An 18,547-nucleotide genomic window follows, 5' to 3' on the forward strand; every position below is an offset into this window, starting at 1 on the left:
TCTTAAGTGAACGGCATTACGGATTAGCGGCTATTTTTTTTGTTTGAGCTCTGCCGAGTGCGTTAATCCAAAATAAATCCCCTCCTAGCCTCCCCTTGATTCATATGTAGATCCCTTGCTGATCGTGGAGAGGGGAGGAATAGAACATCGATCGTTAAAAGTGTCGATATATGTTCAGTGCTAAAGAAAGTTCTCCCCCTCTGCTAAAGATCTAGAGATATTGATGAACCCAGATTGAGGGGGAGTTAGAGGGGGAGGTAACTATGGCTAATTATGCGAATAGTGTTCGTCTAGTTCCTATAAGGTTGAGACCCCACTCACACCGCCTCTCAACCATTCACTCCTTATAATTACCATTCGTCGCATTGGTAAAACTGCACGACAAATTCTAGTTAACCTTTCAACGTCAACATTTGAAAGGGATTAGAAATCATGACTACTTCACACTCATTTAATTCAGGCTCTACAACTTCTGTGCTTACGCGTTCATTGCTGATTGCTCTTGTTTCGTTTGCACCGTCGTTAGCTTTAGCGAACCCGAGTTCAGACGTGCTCGATATCTACAACCAAGCGGCGCAAGGCAATGAAGACTTGGTTGAGGTGGCTTATGAACGCCTTAATGACACGCTGCAACAAGACGGCGCTACGCCACTGACTTTAGTTTATTTAGGAAGCACAGAAACCCTGATGGGGCGTGATGCGTTCTTACCTTGGAACAAGATGAAGTATGTGGAGAGAGGCTTATCAACCATTGATAAATCACTGGTGCTGCTGAAAGACGAAGACCAACCAATTCATGAACAACCCCGTGTTCAAGGGCTGCCAGATTCTTACCTAACTCGCGCAATGGCCGCCGTTACTTACACCTCTCTGCCAGACATGTTTAATCATTTCGATCGTGGTTATGACCTGTTCCTCGCGTTACTCGCGGAAGATGATTTCCAACAGCAACATTTCGCTGCGACATCGTGGATTTACCGTTACGCCATTACTGCATCGATTCGTGCTGAGGACTTCGAGCAAGCACAGGTGTGGCTTGAAAAGATGGAAAACACCGATGCTGGCAACATCGAGACAATGACGGCGAAAGCCCTAATAGCGAAAGCCAAATAGCGGTTTACTAAAGCTCATTAACAACTGCGAACGCTTAAAAATTATGGGTCAGCGGAGGACAAAGGAATGATTGAATTTAAAGATATCTGCAAAGCATATGTCACGGGCGGTCAACGTGTTGATGCATTAAGCGGGGTCGATGGACATATCCGGCGCGGTGAAATGGTGGCGTTGTGTGGCCCGTCTGGTTCAGGGAAAAGCACACTTTTGAATATTTTGGGTTTGTTGGATATGGACTATCGAGGACAGATCAATATTGATGGCCAACCGTATCCGACTGAGCAAATCGCCGCTGCGCGTTTTCGTCGTCAGTCGCTGGGTTTTGTGTTTCAGCGCTTCAATCTGGTTCCAGTGATGACGGCACTTGAGAACGTGGCCTACCCATTGATGTTGAACCAATGTTCGAAACAAGAACAGCAGACCAGAGCACAAGAGATGTTGGAGCGTGTTGGGCTAGGCGAATATGTACATCATCGCCCAGACAATCTTTCAGGCGGCCAGCAGCAACGTGTCGCGATAGCCAGAGCGCTAATCCACAACCCAAGCTTAGTCATTGCCGATGAGCCGACCGCTAGCTTAGACAGTCACACCGCCAACCTTGTGATCGACATTATGAAAGAGCTCGGCCATGAAATGGGCACCACCTTTATTGTCGCAACGCATGACCCAAGAATGGCGCAGCGTTGTGACCGAGTCATTGAACCTATCGATGGTCAACTGGCACTACAAGCCACAGCAATGGAGGCAATCTCATGGGCAAGTTAACACAAAGAATGAGCACTTTTTTGCTTCCTACCTTGGTGCGTTTGGCGTGGCTTAATTTATTGAGAAACGGTCGCCGTAGTCTGCTTTCGGTATTGATCATCGCAATTGCCGTATTTGCGCTGACCTCGGCTGGAGGTTATGGGCTTTATACCTATGAATCTCTGCGTGAATCGACCGCGCGCGATACTGGTCATCTTACTTTGAGTACGCCGGGATATTTTGAGCAAGATGAAGACATGCCGCTGAGCAATGGTCTAGACAATGTTCAAGCCCTAACCAAGAGCATTATTGGCGACAGCGACGTGCGTGGTGTGCAGCCTAGGGTCTATTTTAGCGGCTTGGTTTCTAACGGCAGCAAATCGACCATTTTTATGGGAACGGGTGTCAATGAGCGTGAGTTCGACATGAAAGGTCCTTTCTTAGATGTGCGCAGCGGTCAGACCCTCTCGGATGTGAAATCGCCAAGATACGACAGCCAAGAGCCACAAGTGATGCTGGGAACTGACCTTGCTCGTAATCTCAAAGTTGCCGTTGGCGATTGGGTGACACTGCTCGCGACTACCAGTGACGGCGCATTGAACGCTTTTGATTTTAAGGTGCAGGGTATTTACTCGACAGGAGTGCCTGAGCTGGATAAGCGTCAGTTATACGTACACATCACCACTGCCCAAGAGCTTTTAGCGTCAGACAAAGTCAGTACCTTGTCGGTGTTTCTATTTGAAACAAGCAAGACCTCGACCGTTCAACAGCGTATCCAAACAGCTTTAGATCGAAATAGTGCGAGCCAAAGCGATCAAGGCACAGAGATCGAGATCACCCCGTGGCAAGATCGCGCGTTTTTCTACACCAAGGTGAAAGATCTTTACGACCGTATCTTCGGCATCATGGGCGCGGTGATGGCATTGGTAGTGTTTGTGTCGTTGTTTAACACCATGACCATGTCGGTGACCGAGCGTACTCGTGAAATTGGCACCTTGTCGGCACTAGGCAGTTACCCGTCTGAAATCGTCGCAGGTTTCTTAAAAGAGGCGGGATTGTTGGCTGTGATTGGCAGCGCGATCGGCGCGTTAGTGAGTGGCTTCGTGTCGGTGTTATTGCTGGTGGTGGATATCCAAATGCCACCACCTCCCGGCAGAACCGAGGGTTACCCACTCAACATTTACTTCTCATTGGAATTAGTTGGTTACGCCACTTTAGGTGTGTTGACGGTATGTTTGCTAGCCGCTTATTTCTCTGCTCGCAAAGGCGTAAATAAGCCAATCACGGAGGCGCTGGTTTATGTATAAATTTACTCGTTCACTCACTGTTTTAGGTTCTGTATTGGTTTTGGTTCTAGCATCGACACCAAGCTGGGCAGTCGATTCACAACAAGTCACAGAGATGATCGCCAAGGCGGATAGCTATCGCTTGAACAGCGAACAGGCGTCTAAAGTGGTTTCTCTGGTCGCGCTATATCAAGACGAGCAACTAGACAAAACCCGCGAATACAACGTCTACACAAGACCAAACCGAGAGTCGCTGGTCGTGTTCAAGTCGGCGGTCGAGGCGGGTCAAAAGATGCTGATGATAGAGGACAACTATTGGTTACTGATGCCGAAATCGCGCCGACCTATCCGAATCACACCAATGCAGAAACTCTTGGGTGAAGCTTCGGTAGGGGACATCTCAACGCTGACGTGGAGCGAAGATTACCAAGGTGAATGGGTTGCCGAGCAACAGGTTGAGATGCCGACTGGCGAGACACTCGATACCCATCACCTAAAGCTAACGGCGAAAACCAAGGGTGCCAGCTATCAATCGATTGATCTGTGGTTAACGGCAGACCGAGCGTTTCCTGTTAAAGCGGATCTGTATCTGCGTTCTGGAAAACTGGCCAAGCAAGCTTGGTTTACTGAAGGCGTGCGAGATGGCTTGCCAAGTGTAGTTTCGATGACTTTGCTCGATAAGATTCAACCAAGTAAGAAAACCGTGATTGAGTACCGCGAGGTGAGTGAACAAGCCTTGGCTGACAAATACTACAACCCTGCTTACTTATCGCGTAACAGCGTGTCTGGGCTGTAGGTGAGCGTCATGAAAGCTTCCAATTGCCGATTCCACATAAAGCCTTCAATCGCTACTTTGCTTGCTTTGTCTTGTGTGAGTAACACGATTCAAGCGGACGACCTGAGCTTGGCGTGGGATTGGCAACTCAGTGCAGAAGTGATTGAATCGAGAGAGTCACCATTTAGCCCTTTAGCGTCTGATAATCGTCAGTCTTTAAATGGCTTGCTGGATCTAGAGGTTGGATATAACAATTGGCTTGGTCTGTTCGCAGTTAAAGCCAACGATATTTTGAGCAACGATCCACAGGGGAATGAGGCGAGCTTTGAATCGGAATTCATTGTGCGCGAGCTGTTTTGGCAAGGTGGTGTTGAACTGTCTAATTCAGCGTTCGGTGACCACTATCTTGATGTCACGCTTGGCAAGGTTCGTTTGGATTGGGGCGTGGGCTATGGCTATCGACCGTTAGACATCATCAAACCTTATCGACAAAACCCAGTGGGCATTGTCGCAGAAGAGGGCGCAGGTGTTGCCTCGGCGTCACTGTTCGATATGACGGGCGAATGGACACTGCTTTACAGCGATTCGTCATGGACTTCCCAAGACGTAAATGAATTCGAAAAGCAGAATCAGCAACAAGGCTTTGGGATACGTCGTTACAATCTGGTTGGCGACCACGAATATCAATGGATCGCTTATTACGACGATGTACGCCACGGCTTGCTTGGAGCGAGCTTGGTGTCGGTATTAAATCTCGCGTGGGAGTTTCACGGTTCGATGGTTTATCAGCGACAAAGTTTGGGTTACAGCCAGCCTAACTCACTGCATAAACCGGTTTATCTAGAAGAGCAGGGCGAGGCTTACCAAGCCTTACTCGGACTGATATGGGTCAACGAGACGGGCCACAATGTGGTACTGGAATACTGGTTTGATAGCCGCGCTTGGAGTGACTCTGAGTGGCAAAGCGCTTTAGAGAATGCGGAATCTTTGTCTCTTAATCCCATGACAATATCGTTGGCGGGCTCTTACGCTCAAGGCTATCAACACGCCAATTTGGTTCAACACAACCTCATGTTTCGTTGGTCTCTGGATTCGACACATGGCTGGCTTGAAGATATCACGCCAACATTCGATGTCATGTTGTCTCCTCAAGATGGCGGTTTTATTGCGACTCAGTGGCTCAATTATCAGGCTTTAGATAATGGCAATTCATCGTTGGATTTGGAACTTGCTGCACGCTTTCTAGGTGGTAAAAGTGATTCTGCTTACGCCAGTTTACCCGATAGTCATATGATTCTCTTAAATATCAAAGGACGATTTTAATGGACACTTCTTCAAACAGTCGATTTTCATGGATTAAGAGTTTCGCGTTCACCACGCTATTTTGTGTTCTTATTGCGATTACAACCCATACGATTTGGGGCGGCGGATTAACGGTTAACCTGGCAATCAGTTTTGGCTTTGGCTACAGCGCCGTGGGTTCTTCTTTCATCTTGGTGAAGTTGTTTAAGAGGACATCTCGAACGCTTGAGGTGGGTATCTCAATGGTGATCGCGATGACCTTTGGTACCTTGAACGCACACTATTGGTTGAACGGGTATTTCGGGGCTAATATCTCGGACCTTAAATCTGTAGTCTTGCTCGGTGTGATCTTCTGTTCGGTTTGCTATTACTATTTCTATACTCGGGAGCAGCAGTTACGTGCCGATAACGAATTGGAAGTGGCCAAGCGTCGTCAGGCCGACCAAGAAAAGGTGGTGGTGCTAAGCCAGCTTAAACAACTGCAAAGCCAAATTGAACCGCACTTCTTGTTCAACACGCTTGCGACCATCAATGTATTGATTGAGAGTGACAGCGCGAAAGCCAAGTTGATGCTCGAAAAACTGACTGACTTATTACGTGTAACTCTGAAAAACAGCCGCACCGAGCAATCGACCATCGCACAAGAGGTCGACTTGTTAGACGCTTATCTTAATATCCAAAAGATACGCTTGGGTGAGCGCTTAACGTTCTCGATTGAAATACACGAGATTAGCGATTTGCAGGTGATTCCACCGTTCTTGATTCAACCTTTGGTCGAGAATGCACTCACGCACGGCATCGAGCCCAAAGCCGCTGGTGGCCAAGTGAATATTCGTATTACTCAACAAGCACAGCAGCTAAAAATTGAAGTGGCTGATAATGGCGCTGGGTTGAAAACGCCTTCTGCGAATACGGGTCACGGTGTTGGGTTAAGCAATATTCGTCAAAGAATCGAAACCCTGTATGGTGATAAGGCGAGCCTAACGATTACTGAACACGCTGAAGGCGGGGTAGTCTCGACGATCTTGTTACCGTTGACTGAGGCAGCCGCCTAGAATTACAGATCAGAAAACACCGAACAGTGACGCAAAATAGACGATTTACAGTGTGAATTTAAAGGACTAACCATGAACAACCCAACAGTACAGCCGAGCGTAACGGCGATAATCGCAGACGATGAAGCACTGTTAAGGCACCACTTAGACAAGAGCCTTGCTGAGGTTTGGCCGGAGTTAGAAATCGTCAGTAAAGCACAAAACGGTTTGGAGGCGATGGAGAGTATTCAGCAGCTTAAGCCCGACGTGGCTTTTCTCGATATTCGTATGCCGGAACTGGATGGTATCTCTCTGGCGAAACAACTCAACAAGTTAGATTTACCGCCATTGATTGTGTTTATCACGGCTTATGACGAATACGCGGTCAAAGCTTTTGATCACAATGCGATGGATTACCTGCTGAAGCCAATCAACGAAGAGCGCTTACTGGCCACATGTCAGAAGGTGCAAGCGCGTTTGTTAAGCCGTCAAAAACAGCCTGGTGACACCTCAGTACAGCCCGATATCACAGCGTTAATGGCTCAGCTTCAACAGCTATCACAATCGTCTTCCCAGCAAACGCAGCCTCCTTATCTATCGCAGCCCCTTTATCAACAGCAGAAGAAACATCTAACGTGGCTCAAAGCCAGTGTCGGGGAAGACATTCACCTAATCGCCGTCGATGATGTCGCTTACTTCAAAGCGGAAGACAAGTACGTGTCTATATTTAAGAAGGGTCAAGGGGGATCGCTAGAGGAGTATATTCTTCGCGTGTCACTAAAAGAGTTGATAGCGCAACTCAATCCTGATGAGTTTTGGCAAATCCACCGTTCAGTGGTAGTGAAAGTTTCCGCCATTGATAAGGTGAAGAAAGGGCTCTCAGGTCAGATGTCGGCGTATGTGTCAGGGGAAAAGCTACCGATCAGCCGTGCCTCGCAAGCGTTGTTTAAGGGTATGTAGAGAACTGGCTGAAATTTATGTAGCTTATTGATTTTAAATAGATGTAGTTAGCGAGTCTAAAATCGATTTAATAGGCTCTTATCTAAATGCCTATTTAAATGAGCACAGCGATCTTACATAACGATTGGTGATTTATAAAATAAAGATCCAGATCACAAAGATACTCATCAGGTTCAATATTAAATAATAATCGTTAGCTCAATCTGTATATTGTCGATGAATGACATTAAGAGGTTGTTATGAAAACATATTATTTAGCGACGGCTCTATGCCTCACCTTAGTTGGCTGTAGCTCAACATCAAAAACTACCGAAACGCCAATCCAGCCGGATCCGGCATGGACTTCAGGCCAACTAGAAAATGGCCTTACTTATCATGTTTATCCAGATCATGAAGAATCCGTATCTGTTCGTTTAGTCGTGCACGCCGGTTCGATTCAAGAGACTTCTCAACAAGAAGGCTACGCGCACTTCTTGGAACACATGGCATTCAATGGCAGTAAAAACTTCTCTCAGAACGATGTGATTCGTCTATTCGAAGACGCAGGCGCTAGCTTTGGTGCTGATATTAATGCCTACACTTCTTATGAAGAGACGGTCTACCAGTTAGATTTGCCAGATAACATCCAATTGCAGTCTGCTTTGACGTGGATGCGTGACATTGGTGATGGCCTGGATCTATCAAGTTCAGAAGTCGAAAAAGAAAAAGGCGTGGTTCTTGGTGAGTTCCGTATGGCTCGCCTCGATGATAAGTCATTCGGAGATATATATTATGATTACTTCGTTGAAGGCGGCCCGTACGAATCGCAAGATGCATTAGGGACTAAATCGTCGATCGTGAATGCTACTCCTCAAGGCATCAGCAACTTTTATCAGACTTGGTATCAACCTCAAATAGTTGAGCTGGTCGTTTCTGGTGATGTGGACATCAAAACTGTGATTCCACTTATTGAAGAAAAGTTTTCTAGCTGGGAGCGTGGCGATACGCCGAGACCAGAGAAACAGAAAATGACCTCATTCAATGAAGATGATTATGTTGAGTACGCAGGAAGAGAAGCGCCAAGCATCATTCTGACGTTTAACCGAGGTTTAAATAGAGTTGAAAATCATGCTCAGCAGCATCAACGTTGGTTAGATGAAACCTCTCAACAGTTGATTCGACAACGATTAGAAGCAGTATTTAATGATGCCGCGCTGCCGACTCAATGGATAGCGTCTGATGGCTATCGAATGGGTGCTCTGCACTATTCGGCAATAAGTGTTGGGTTTCCGGCTGGAGACCGTGAAGTAATCCAACAAGATCTGCTTTCTACATTGGCGTCATTGCGTGATTTTGGTGTTTCGGAAACGGATATTGTTGGCGAACAGCACTACTATCAAGACTTACTCGACAACATCGAGCATGACTGGGATAAAATGGATAGCGTTGAACACGCGAACTACAAAGCGAGTGCGTTAGTCACAGATCGAATCGTCCAATCACAGAAAGACTATCAAGTAAGTTTGGAAGCTTTCATTGCTAACTTGAGCCTTGAAGTGATTAACGACAACATCAAGAATCTACTTTCTGATGATTACTTTATTGTTATTGGGATGGACGACAATGAAGACAGAACAGCGGTCATCAACTCTCTCGATAGTTTAAAAGCCACGTATCGCGAGGCGGGAGTTCCGCCGCTTGCGATTGGAACAGCGAGTGCTTTTGCTGTACCTAGCTCGCAAGGCGAGGTTGTACTTGCTGAACAAATGTCTATTGACCCATACATCCAAAAGTGGACGTTAAGCAATGGCATCGACATGTGGTACCTGCGTGATTATGAGGCAGGTGATGATGTTGGGGTGATGTACATGAGCCTCGGCGGAAAAGCCGCTTTGGATCCGAGCTTGTACCCAGCTGTTGAGGTTGCGTTACCTACCTTCGCTCGAAGCGGTGCCGGTGAGTTTACGGGCTCTGAGCTTTTAGCGTACTTTGATCGTGAAAATATTAGCGCCGATTCTTTCATTGGTAATACTCGTCATGGTATTGAATTTAATATCAATAAAGACGGACTTAAAGATACGTTTGCTGCGCTTTATACCTTCATAACTGCGCCTAAAATTGTTCCCGAGCAGTTAGAGGCAGTGAAACAGGAGTTTGTACAAGGTCAAGAATCTTTCTTGAGCAGCCCTGTCGGTCAGTTTGAGCGCGCAAGAAACCAGAATATCTATCGTCAAGACAGTGGCCACCTCTTTGTTGATAAAGAACGTGTTGAAGCGGTTTCTGTGGAAGACGTCGCTAATCTTCATCAGCAATTGTTTGGTCAAATGAGGCATAACCAATTGGTGATCGTGGGTGACATCGACCCAAGTGAATTAAAGCCTTTGGTTGAGCAATACTTGGCTTCGATTCCATTAGAAAAAGCTGAGGTTCCTGAATTTAAGGTGGCTTACAAGCAGCCATCTGAATCACGCATTGATTTAGCGATCAACAATGTGAATAGTGCAGAGTACATCCTACGAGTTATCTCTGAGCCTAGCGTTGAAGTTAAAATGTCGGCAAAAGATGTTTTCATGGAAGACTTGCTGCAGCGCTTGCTGGCGACTCGTTTAGATACCTATATTCGTGAAGAGTTGAGCTTAGATTACTCGCCATATGCGTATTCAGCATCCGCAGATAGTGAGCTGAGTGGTGAGTGGGTTATCGGGGCGATGGTAGCGCCGGAGAACGTTGACCAAGTCGAAGTGGCGATCGATAAAGTGATTGCAGACCTTTTACAAGGCGTCTCTGAAAAGGAAATGCACGCAGTCGTGAAACAGTTTGAAGCGGACTTCACGCCTCTCGAGACGAGCTCTATTGACCAAGCATGGTACCTGTCTCGTTATTTACTTCATGGTTACGATATCGAAGCTTTGTCTCAAGTTGAGCGAGTGGCAAGGTCGATCACTGCGGAAGACATGAATCAACTTGTGCAGCGTATATTTGGTGAAAACAGCCGTAAGGTTAAAAATATCATGCGTCCTAAAGCCTAAAGCCTAAAGCCTAAAGCCTAAAGCCTAAAGCTATAAGCAAACAGAAAGACTTAACTCAAAGCCAAGCATGCACTGATGCACTGCTTGGTTTTTTGTTTTTTACATTATTCATAACATCAATGTATTAGGTGTTGTTGGCCGCATTTAAAGGCATGTAGTTCTAAATGCGAGAGTGCTTAATCGGTTGCTTCGTATCATTTTCTAAAAAAATGTTTTAAATCAAGACAGCGTTTCATTTGTATTGTAAATTGGCGATCTACGAGAATGTTGTTTGGATATTAGATTGCTTAAATTAGGTACCCGATTAGTCTTAATGTTGTTTTTACTGAGCTTTGGCTTAGTGAATTCTAACGGCTATTCGTTTCCTTCTAAGCCATTCCAAATCCACTCCGCTCAAGAGCAGCCTTCACAAAATGATCTTTGTAAACAAGCTGCTGCGGATAATCCGTCGAGCTACATGGAATGTGATCAGGTTCAGTTTGACACTGCGTCTTTAGGTGATAGTTCCAATTATCACGACACTGAATCGAGTTTCCAAGCGGTAACCTTTAGACGTATGCTCAGCAACGAGCAAGAAAGCGTGGCCGACCTTGAGCCTGCTTATCATCTATTGATCGACTTCTCTCCCCCATCACTACTGGCTTCTCTGCTCTTCAACACGCCGATGTTGGATACTAAGCAGCATTGGACCAGCATTGTGAGTTCTCCGTCCTCCCGGCTTTCGGGGTGGAAAGAGGGCAACATCCAATACTCGCATTTCCGAGAACTTCTTAGCTAATCGTTTGACCCTAAATTGGTCGTATCGATGGTCACTTGTGCCCGTTGAACTCGCCAGTTAATCAAAACAAACATAGCGACATCAGCTTTAGCATCACTATCTTTCAATCAGCTTGTTCTGGTCGTGATTAGCCATCGCTCGTGTTCGCAAAATATTAGACATACCAATCGTAGTAAATAACTGGTCACCCTAGCTGGTTAAAATGCTCGATCACTGCTTTTTTCTGGTGCTATTTTTGAGCACGTATTTACGGTGATTGGTAGAAAGAAGAGATCTTGACTGTGAAAAAACGCATTCAAAGAAAACAAATTAACCACTACTCAAAGTGGAAATACGTGGTGCTTATCGCCACCATCATCATCATGGTTCTGAGTGCTTTACCTTCTTGGTATGGCGAAAATGCATCGGTTCAAATTAACAATCGTTCCGAACAGACCATCGATGCGAGTCAAATTACCCAATACCTTGCGAGCGAAGGCATCCAAGCTAAATCGGCATTTCAAAAAGACCAACGTTTAGTCGTGATCTTGGAAGACGCAGAACAACAAGCGAAGGCTAAAGAGGTGCTGAATGAGCGCCTATTGGATAACGCGACGGTTGCGCTAGCGATGGAGCCAGCAGCACCGAAATGGTTGACTGACATGGGCTTCGCACCGATTCAGCTAGGCCTTGACTTACGTGGTGGTGTGCAGTTCCTGTTAGAAGTGGACATGGAACCGGTTTACCACGCCCAAGCGCAATCTGTGGTCGATGAAATCACCAGCCAAGTGCGTTATGCACGCGGTAAAGTGGTGAATAACCAAGTTGAATTTAACTTCCGTACTGATGCCGATTTCGAGAAAGCACAAAAACTGATTCGTGAAGAGTTCCCACAATGGCAACGTGACCGTTCAGATAAATCGCTAACGTTAACTCAGTCTGAAGAAGAACAAAGAACGCTACGCAACCTAACGGTTCAACAAAACCTACAGATCATGCGCAGCCGTATTGAAGAGCTAGGCATCACTGAGGCATCGATTCAACGCCAAGGAGAAAGCCGTATCCGTATCGAATTACCGGGTGTACAAGACCCTGCAGCTGCGAAAGACGTGATTGGTGCTACGGCTTCATTAGCGTTCTACTCTGTGTACGACAACGCAACGCACAATACTCAAACTCTGAAAGATTCAGATGGTAATCGTGTCGTGGTTGCTCGCAAAGCAGTGCTGAGCGGTGAACACATTATCGATGCACGCAGTGGCATTGGTGAGATGGGCAGTGCAGAAGTAAACATTACGCTGGATTCTTCTGGTGGTAAGAAAATGTCTGAGTTTTCTCGCCATAACATCGGCAAGCCAATGGCGACCGTTTACAGCGAATACAGCCGTGATAGAGCCGGTAACAGCGAAAAAACCAGTGAAGTGATCAGTGTGGCGAACATCCAATCTCAACTGGGTAGCCGTTTCAGAATCACAGGTGCAGGCAGCATGGCAGAAGCACAAGAGCTTGCTCTACTGTTACGTGCAGGTTCATTAACAGCGCCTGTTACCATCATTGAAGAGCGCACCATTGGCCCATCTCTGGGTGCTGAAAACGTAACGAATGGCTTTGCTGCTTTGGCTCTTGGCCTTGGTCTTACTCTCACGTTTATGGCGCTATGGTACCGCCGTCTTGGCTGGGTCGCGAACTGTGCATTGGTGGTTAACATGACCACGTTGTTTGGTTTGATTGCCTTGCTACCGGGTGCGGTATTAACTCTGCCGGGTATTGCGGGCTTGGTACTGACCGTTGGTATGGCGGTAGACACTAACGTGCTTATCTTCGAGCGTATTCGAGACAAGATGAAAGAAGGGCGCAGCTTTGCTAGCTCTATCGATCGTGGTTTCGATAGCGCATTCTCGTCAATTTTCGATGCTAACGTCACCACCATGATCGTTGCTGTGGCTCTATACACCATTGGTAATGGACCGATTCAGGGCTTCGCTCTAACTCTAGGCTTAGGTCTTCTAACCAGTATGTTCACGGGCATTTTTGCTTCACGAGCGATCATCAATTTGGTTTGGGGGCGTGACCAACGCCACGATGTAAGGATTTAAGCATGAGTACTTCAAAAATGACTATTTCAGACCGCTATTTTTCAAATAGCTATATTTCGGATAAGAATATGACTCGCCTTCGTAAGGTGATGTCTGCGATATCTATTGTGCTGTTCATGAGCTCTGTGATGCTGGTGGCGGTGAAAGGTTTTAACTGGGGCTTGGACTTCACAGGTGGTGTGGTTGCTGAGGTTCAGCTCTCTGATCAAGTCACCAAAGATGCGTTAAAAACAAAACTTGATACGGCCTTCCAACAAGATGTGCAAGTGGTTGGTATGGCAGAACAGGATCGCTGGACAATCCGTTATAGCCAACTGACAGATGCTCCACAGCCAAACTTAGTGGATGCTTTGTCTTCTGTCAGCGACCAAGTAAAAGTGCTTAACAGCAGCGTGGTTGGCCCTCAAGTCGGTCAAGACATGGTTGACCAAGGTGGCTTAGCGGTATTGGTGTGTTTCCTAATGATCATGCTGTACCTGAGTGTACGTTTTGAATGGCGTTTAGCACTCGGCGCCCTAGCCGCAATCATCTATGACGTGACGCTTATCTTGGGTCTGTTCGCTTTTACTCAGTTCGAGTTCAACCTGACTGTGTTAGCGGCTGTGTTGGCGATTTTAGGTTATTCATTGAATGACTCGATCATCATTGCCGACCGTGTTCGTGAAATGCTGCGTGGTAATCCAAATGGTGACACTGATAACCTGCTTAACGAATCGGTTAAAGCGACCTTCTCACGCACCATGGTGACCTCAGGTACAACCCTAATCACCGTATCTGCGCTTTGGCTACTTGGCGGTGCGGCACTTCAAGGGTTCGCGATTGCACTGGTTGTAGGTATTGTCAGTGGTACGTGGTCTTCAGTTTCAGTAGGTATCACACTGCCTAAGTTACTTGGCCTACAGCCTTGTCACTACCAAGTGAAAGCGCCGGTAGAAGTTGAGGGTGAGTACCCTTAGGCTCTCTATTGGTTAACAGTACGACTTAGTCAGTAACGTCAACAAAGCCCTTCGTTTATAACAAAACGAGGGGCTTTATTTTTTATAAGAGTCAGACAGTTACAGAAAAGAGAGCCTATTTCAAAAAACGATAGATTGAGCAGGCAAGCCCTCATGATATGAAGTATGTTTAGATGACGTTCGTAGAAATGAGGCAAGGGAATGGAATATCGACATCAATGTCATGTAGGCGACCATGGTGATGCGCTAAAGCATCCAGTATTGAGTGCACTTGTTCAGTCATTAATGCAGCAACATTCACGCCTCAATGTTATCGACACGCACTCTGGTACAGGGTGTTATGACCTCACTACTGCACCCAGTAATCATGCTGGTGAGTTTGCTGAGGGGGTCGGGTACTTGTGGCGCAATAAGGCTTATCTTCCTCCGGCATTCGCGTCTTTTATGTCGGTGCTGGAATACTACAATCCTAATCAGCTTATCACGCTGTACCCCGGCTCTGCGGCCATTACCTATCAACAAGGTCGCAGCCAAGACAGCTTCTATTTTTCAGATATTCAGCAAGATGAAGCCGATTTACTTCAAACCAATATTGAGAAGCTACAACGCGATCTGGATGTCTCAAGTAAGCTCACCATTACCGCAGGCGATGGGCTTAAAGCGCTGCCTGATGATGTGGCCAAGCATGATAACCACCACCTGATCGTGATTGACCCACCTTACGAAACTGATTCTGAATATCTCGCAGTGATTGATGCCTTGGTTAAGGCTTATCAACAGTCTGAGAAAGTATCTGCCTTGATTTGGTATCCGCTTTACACGGATGATAAGAGCTCACTGATTCTGAACCACTGCGTGACAGCGGTGAAAGATGGCTTGCTACCAAGCCCGATCAAGTCGGAGCTTCGCCTTCGAGATCCCAAGGGTGATGATCGCCTGATCGGCAGTGGTTTACTGTTGTTCAATCCACCACAAGGCATTGCGGGAACGGTCGCAGATACGCTCGATTATTTACACAGCCAACTCGCGACTAATGGTGAAGGTTACTGGCAAATGAGAAGCTTATAGATCTGATTTTTATGGGTTTTATGATGGTTTTCTAGACATCACTCACTAAATCACTGTTATCTATGTGGTTTAAATTGACCAAACGCTAACTTTTATCGATTGATTAATTGCAGTGAATCATTTAAAAATAGAATATCAATGCGCACAAGTGCATAATGGCTCATAAGTTAAATAATTAAACTAGATTGTGGTTTACCCCCTAAACTGCATAAGGCTCGCACTAGTCACGCGAGCCTTTCTTTTGCCTGTCGGAAATGTTTCTAGTGGTTAGAAACAATCATCTCCTCCAAATTCACTACAACGCTGGATAATCGATGTAGCCTTTTTCGTTGCCGCCGAACAGAGTGGCGCCATCAAGATCGGATAGTTCACTGCCGTTTTGTAGGCGTGAAACGAGATCTGGATTCGCAACGAATGGGCGACCAAATGCGACAAGGTCGGCGTAGCCTTTGCTTAACACTTCTTCGGCGCGTTCTGGTGTGTAGCTGCCAGCAACGATGATGGTGTTAGAGAACAATGCTCTTAGTTCGACACGGAAGCTTTCAGGGATAACTGGAGCATCATCCCAGTCGGCTTCTGATAGGTGCAGGTAAGCGATGTCTCGATCTTGAAGTGCCTTCGATGCCTCTAAAATCGTTGGTACGATATCTGGGCAGTTCATGTCTTTGAAAGTGATGAATGGGGCTAAACGTACGCCCACTTTGTCAGCACCAATCGCTTCAATTACCGCATCCACGACTTCAATTAGAAAGCGAAGTCGATTCTCACGACTGCCACCATAGTTGTCGGTGCGTTTGTTTGAGTTGGTTCTTAGGAACTGGTCAATCAGGTAGCCATTACCACCGTGGATTTCCACTCCGTTGAACCCTGCCTCGACCGCTTTTTTCGCTGAGTTAGCAAAATCTTGAACCACACGATCGATGTCTGCTTGGGTCATCTCTCTTGGTTGGATGCAATCCACCATGTTGCCGTTACCATTCTCATCAGAGATCCAAACCTGCGTTTCTATTGGAGCTAATGCAGAAGGTGCAATCGGTAACTCGCCTTTTTGAAAGGTAGGGTGTGATACTCGGCCTACATGCCATAGCTGGCAGAATATCGCGGCACCTTGTGCTTTTGCTGCTGTTGTTACTGACTTCCAACCTTCGATTTGTGCATCGGTATAAACGCCGGGTGTGAATGAGTAACCTTGAGAGTCATCAGAGATCTGCGTTGCTTCCGTGATGATCAGCCCTGCACTTGCGCGTTGTTGGTAATAGGTTGCCATCATGTCGTTTGGCACGTTTCCAGGTTGGCTAGTACGAGCGCGTGTCATGGGTGCCATAACCACGCGGTTTTGTAGTGCTAGGCCTTTCAGTTCTGATGCTTCGAATAATTTGTTCATGGTTTCTACCTTGTTTTAATGCTGTGATCTTTCGTTTTTTATTGGGGCTTATTTGCTTTCTGCTGGGCTGAAAATAGAGTTGCTTTGTGGCCTCCCCGCTCGGTTGGCTTTCGCAATAAGCAGCAAACCAATAACAGGGACAACAACGGCTGCGAATGGAATCATGCCTGCGCCTAGTTGGCTGTCGAGTACCATGCCGCCAAGGAATCCACCAAAGGCATTGGCTAAATTAAACGCTGAGATATTGGCGGTTGCTGCTAACTCTTGGCCTTCGCCACCGTGGTTCATCACTCGAAGTTGCATAGCGGGAACGTTCGCAAATGATGCAATACCAAAGACAAATGCAGCTGCAACGAATAGGATTTTGTTGTCTACCACAAGGCCAACCACCACCAATGACACGATCATTGCGACAGCCCAAAACATTGAAGCTTTGCCTAGGTTTTTATCTGAAGAGCGTCCGCCCAAGGTGTTACCGATGATTAAGCCAACACCTACAATCACTAAGATCCAAGTCACTGATTCTTGACTGTAACCCGTGATGTGCATGGCGATTGGCGCAAGGTAACCGTAAAGCGTCATGAAGCCAGACCAAGCAAAAGCGGTGATTGCTAAGCTGATCAGTAACATTGGATTTTTGAACGCTAGAAGCTGAGTTTTGATGTCTTTTGCTTCACTGTGACCAGTCGATTTGATTGACGTTAGAATAGAAATCATCGCAATCGTGCCAAGTGCAGCCACGGTAAAGAAAGTGGTGTGCCAGCCGAATTGCAAGCTAACCCAAGTACCCGTTGGAACGCCAAGAACGTTAGCGAGTGTTAGGCCTGCGAACATCTGACCAACGGCACGACCTGCCATTTTTTCAGACACTAAGTTGGTTGCGACAACCGCACCGATGCCATAGAAAGGGCCTTGCACTAAGCCTGCGATCACACGGCTTGCCAGTAGAAGTGGATAGCTTGGCGCTAAGGCGGATAACACGTTGCCAATAATGAACAGTGCCATTAAGCCAATCAGCACTATCTTCTTATTAAAGCGCGCAAGGTAGATTGTTAAGATCGGGCCGCCGATAACGATAGCCAACGCGTAAGCACTGATTAGGTATCCGGCTTGACCTTCGGTGATCGAAAGGGATGTGGCAATTTGTGGAAGGATGCCTGCAATAACAAACTCAGCGGTGCCAATTGCAAATGCTGCGAGTGTCAGTATCCAAACTTGGAATGGCATCTTTTCTTGTGTCATGGCTTCTGATTTCATGATGAGTTACCTATGTAAATTCTTATTTGTTAGGACGTTGAGATAAACACCCTCACGATTGTTCTTTATGTCTTTGCGGGGTGTTAGCCGAGTAGAGCGCCGCCGTCGATGTCGATGATTGACCCTGTTACGTATGGGTTGTTAATCGCGAATAGGTAACCCATAGCCACCTCTGAAGGCTCGCCAACCTTGCCTGCGGGTAGGTTGTTTTTGGCGTTGTCGTACATGCTTGTACGAGCGGAATCGTCCATGTTTTTGTAGGCTTCCGTCATGGTTAAACCCGGGCTAACGGCATTGACTCGAATAGGTGATAGCTCTTTCGCCAGTATTTTGGTTACGCTTTCTAGTGCGGCGTTGATGGCGGTTTTTACGTAAGTACCAGCAACAACTTTGCGTGACAACATGCCAGTTGTGAACGTGATAGACCCGTTTGGTGTCATGTAACGAGCGGCATGTTTGGCTACGTTTAAGCTGCCCCAAAACTTAGTGTCAAAAGCTGTCTTGGCGTCTGCGGTTGCTACGTCTGTTACTTTTCCTGCGGGAGCGGATGAGCCAGCCGTTACGATTAAGTGGTCAAACACGCCAATCGATTCAAAGTATTCACAAATTGATTTTTCATTGCTGATATCAAGTCCTGTATGTCGGCTAGCGATGTGCACTGTGTTGTTTTCGTTTCTCAATTTCATCGCGAGTGCCTTGCCGATACCTGATGTGCCACCAATGATGACGAAAGTGTGTTTCTCTTGTTTAGTCGATTCGTTAGTCATGCTCTGAATTCCTGCGTTGTTCTGTTGATGTTTGCCATTA

At 46.6% G+C, this 18,547-nt stretch carries 15 protein-coding genes; 12 read left to right on the forward strand and 3 right to left on the reverse strand.

What is annotated here, in order from left to right:
* Positions 1 to 432: 432 nt before the first annotated feature.
* The 12 genes from AB4351_RS20195 to rlmJ all read left to right on the forward strand — a co-directional run bounded on the left by AB4351_RS20195 (position 433) and on the right by rlmJ (position 15,099).
* Complete coding sequence (locus AB4351_RS20195) at positions 433 to 1,113, forward strand: hypothetical protein (protein WP_372073621.1); 681 nt, start codon at positions 433 to 435, stop codon at positions 1,111 to 1,113.
* Between the two features lie 66 nt (positions 1,114 to 1,179).
* A complete protein-coding gene (locus AB4351_RS20200) occupies positions 1,180 to 1,878 on the forward strand; it encodes an ABC transporter ATP-binding protein (protein ID WP_372126967.1) in 699 nt (232 codons plus the stop codon).
* A complete protein-coding gene (locus AB4351_RS20205) occupies positions 1,866 to 3,164 on the forward strand; it encodes an ABC transporter permease (RefSeq protein WP_372126969.1) in 1,299 nt (432 codons plus the stop codon). Before AB4351_RS20200 ends, AB4351_RS20205 begins: the two co-directional genes overlap by 13 nt.
* Positions 3,157 to 3,939 carry an outer membrane lipoprotein-sorting protein gene (locus AB4351_RS20210; protein ID WP_372126971.1) on the forward strand — a complete coding sequence of 261 codons (783 nt, stop codon included), beginning with the start codon at positions 3,157 to 3,159 and terminating at the stop codon, positions 3,937 to 3,939. The genes AB4351_RS20205 and AB4351_RS20210 overlap by 8 nt, the downstream gene beginning before the upstream one ends.
* Positions 3,940 to 3,948: 9 nt before the next feature.
* The gene (locus tag AB4351_RS20215) at positions 3,949 to 5,241 is read left to right on the forward strand and encodes a hypothetical protein (RefSeq protein ID WP_372126972.1); all 1,293 of its coding nucleotides are present in this window, start codon (positions 3,949 to 3,951) and stop codon (positions 5,239 to 5,241) included.
* Complete coding sequence (locus AB4351_RS20220) at positions 5,241 to 6,275, forward strand: sensor histidine kinase (RefSeq protein ID WP_017061259.1); 1,035 nt, start codon at positions 5,241 to 5,243, stop codon at positions 6,273 to 6,275. Before AB4351_RS20215 ends, AB4351_RS20220 begins: the two co-directional genes overlap by 1 nt.
* A gap of 72 nt (positions 6,276 to 6,347) precedes the next feature.
* Entirely contained in the window at positions 6,348 to 7,214 is an 867-nt protein-coding gene (locus AB4351_RS20225; RefSeq protein ID WP_372126974.1) for a LytR/AlgR family response regulator transcription factor, read from the forward strand.
* A gap of 239 nt (positions 7,215 to 7,453) precedes the next feature.
* The gene (locus AB4351_RS20230) at positions 7,454 to 10,222 is read left to right on the forward strand and encodes a M16 family metallopeptidase (protein ID WP_372126975.1); all 2,769 of its coding nucleotides are present in this window, start codon (positions 7,454 to 7,456) and stop codon (positions 10,220 to 10,222) included.
* Between the two features lie 313 nt (positions 10,223 to 10,535).
* Complete coding sequence (locus AB4351_RS20235; protein WP_136977944.1) at positions 10,536 to 11,000, forward strand: hypothetical protein; 465 nt, start codon at positions 10,536 to 10,538, stop codon at positions 10,998 to 11,000.
* A 275-nt stretch (positions 11,001 to 11,275) separates the two neighbouring features.
* Positions 11,276 to 13,075: a protein translocase subunit SecD gene (secD, locus tag AB4351_RS20240; protein ID WP_102428120.1), complete on the forward strand. Its 1,800-nt coding sequence runs from the start codon at positions 11,276 to 11,278 to the stop codon at positions 13,073 to 13,075.
* A 2-nt stretch (positions 13,076 to 13,077) separates the two neighbouring features.
* Positions 13,078 to 14,031: a protein translocase subunit SecF gene (secF, locus tag AB4351_RS20245; RefSeq protein WP_017061264.1), complete on the forward strand. Its 954-nt coding sequence runs from the start codon at positions 13,078 to 13,080 to the stop codon at positions 14,029 to 14,031.
* A 201-nt stretch (positions 14,032 to 14,232) separates the two neighbouring features.
* The gene (rlmJ, locus tag AB4351_RS20250) at positions 14,233 to 15,099 is read left to right on the forward strand and encodes a 23S rRNA (adenine(2030)-N(6))-methyltransferase RlmJ (RefSeq protein ID WP_372126976.1); all 867 of its coding nucleotides are present in this window, start codon (positions 14,233 to 14,235) and stop codon (positions 15,097 to 15,099) included.
* Between the two features lie 295 nt (positions 15,100 to 15,394).
* Here the strand turns inward: rlmJ and AB4351_RS20255 are convergent, their stop codons facing one another.
* The 3 genes from AB4351_RS20255 to AB4351_RS20265 all read right to left on the reverse strand — a co-directional run bounded on the left by AB4351_RS20255 (position 15,395) and on the right by AB4351_RS20265 (position 18,507).
* Positions 15,395 to 16,483, reverse strand: coding sequence for an alkene reductase (locus AB4351_RS20255; protein ID WP_136975944.1), 1,089 nt, complete (start codon positions 16,481 to 16,483; stop codon positions 15,395 to 15,397).
* 48 nt (positions 16,484 to 16,531) lie between these two features.
* Positions 16,532 to 17,740, reverse strand: coding sequence for an MFS transporter (locus tag AB4351_RS20260; protein WP_102393352.1), 1,209 nt, complete (start codon positions 17,738 to 17,740; stop codon positions 16,532 to 16,534).
* 83 nt (positions 17,741 to 17,823) lie between these two features.
* Positions 17,824 to 18,507, reverse strand: a complete 684-nt coding sequence (locus tag AB4351_RS20265; protein WP_102320398.1) for an SDR family oxidoreductase — start codon at positions 18,505 to 18,507, stop codon at positions 17,824 to 17,826.
* Between the last annotated feature and the right edge of the window lie 40 nt (positions 18,508 to 18,547).

The organism is Vibrio sp. 10N.261.51.F11 (genome assembly GCF_041471665.1).
In the GTDB taxonomy this organism is placed as follows: Bacteria; Pseudomonadota; Gammaproteobacteria; order Enterobacterales; family Vibrionaceae; genus Vibrio; species Vibrio crassostreae_C.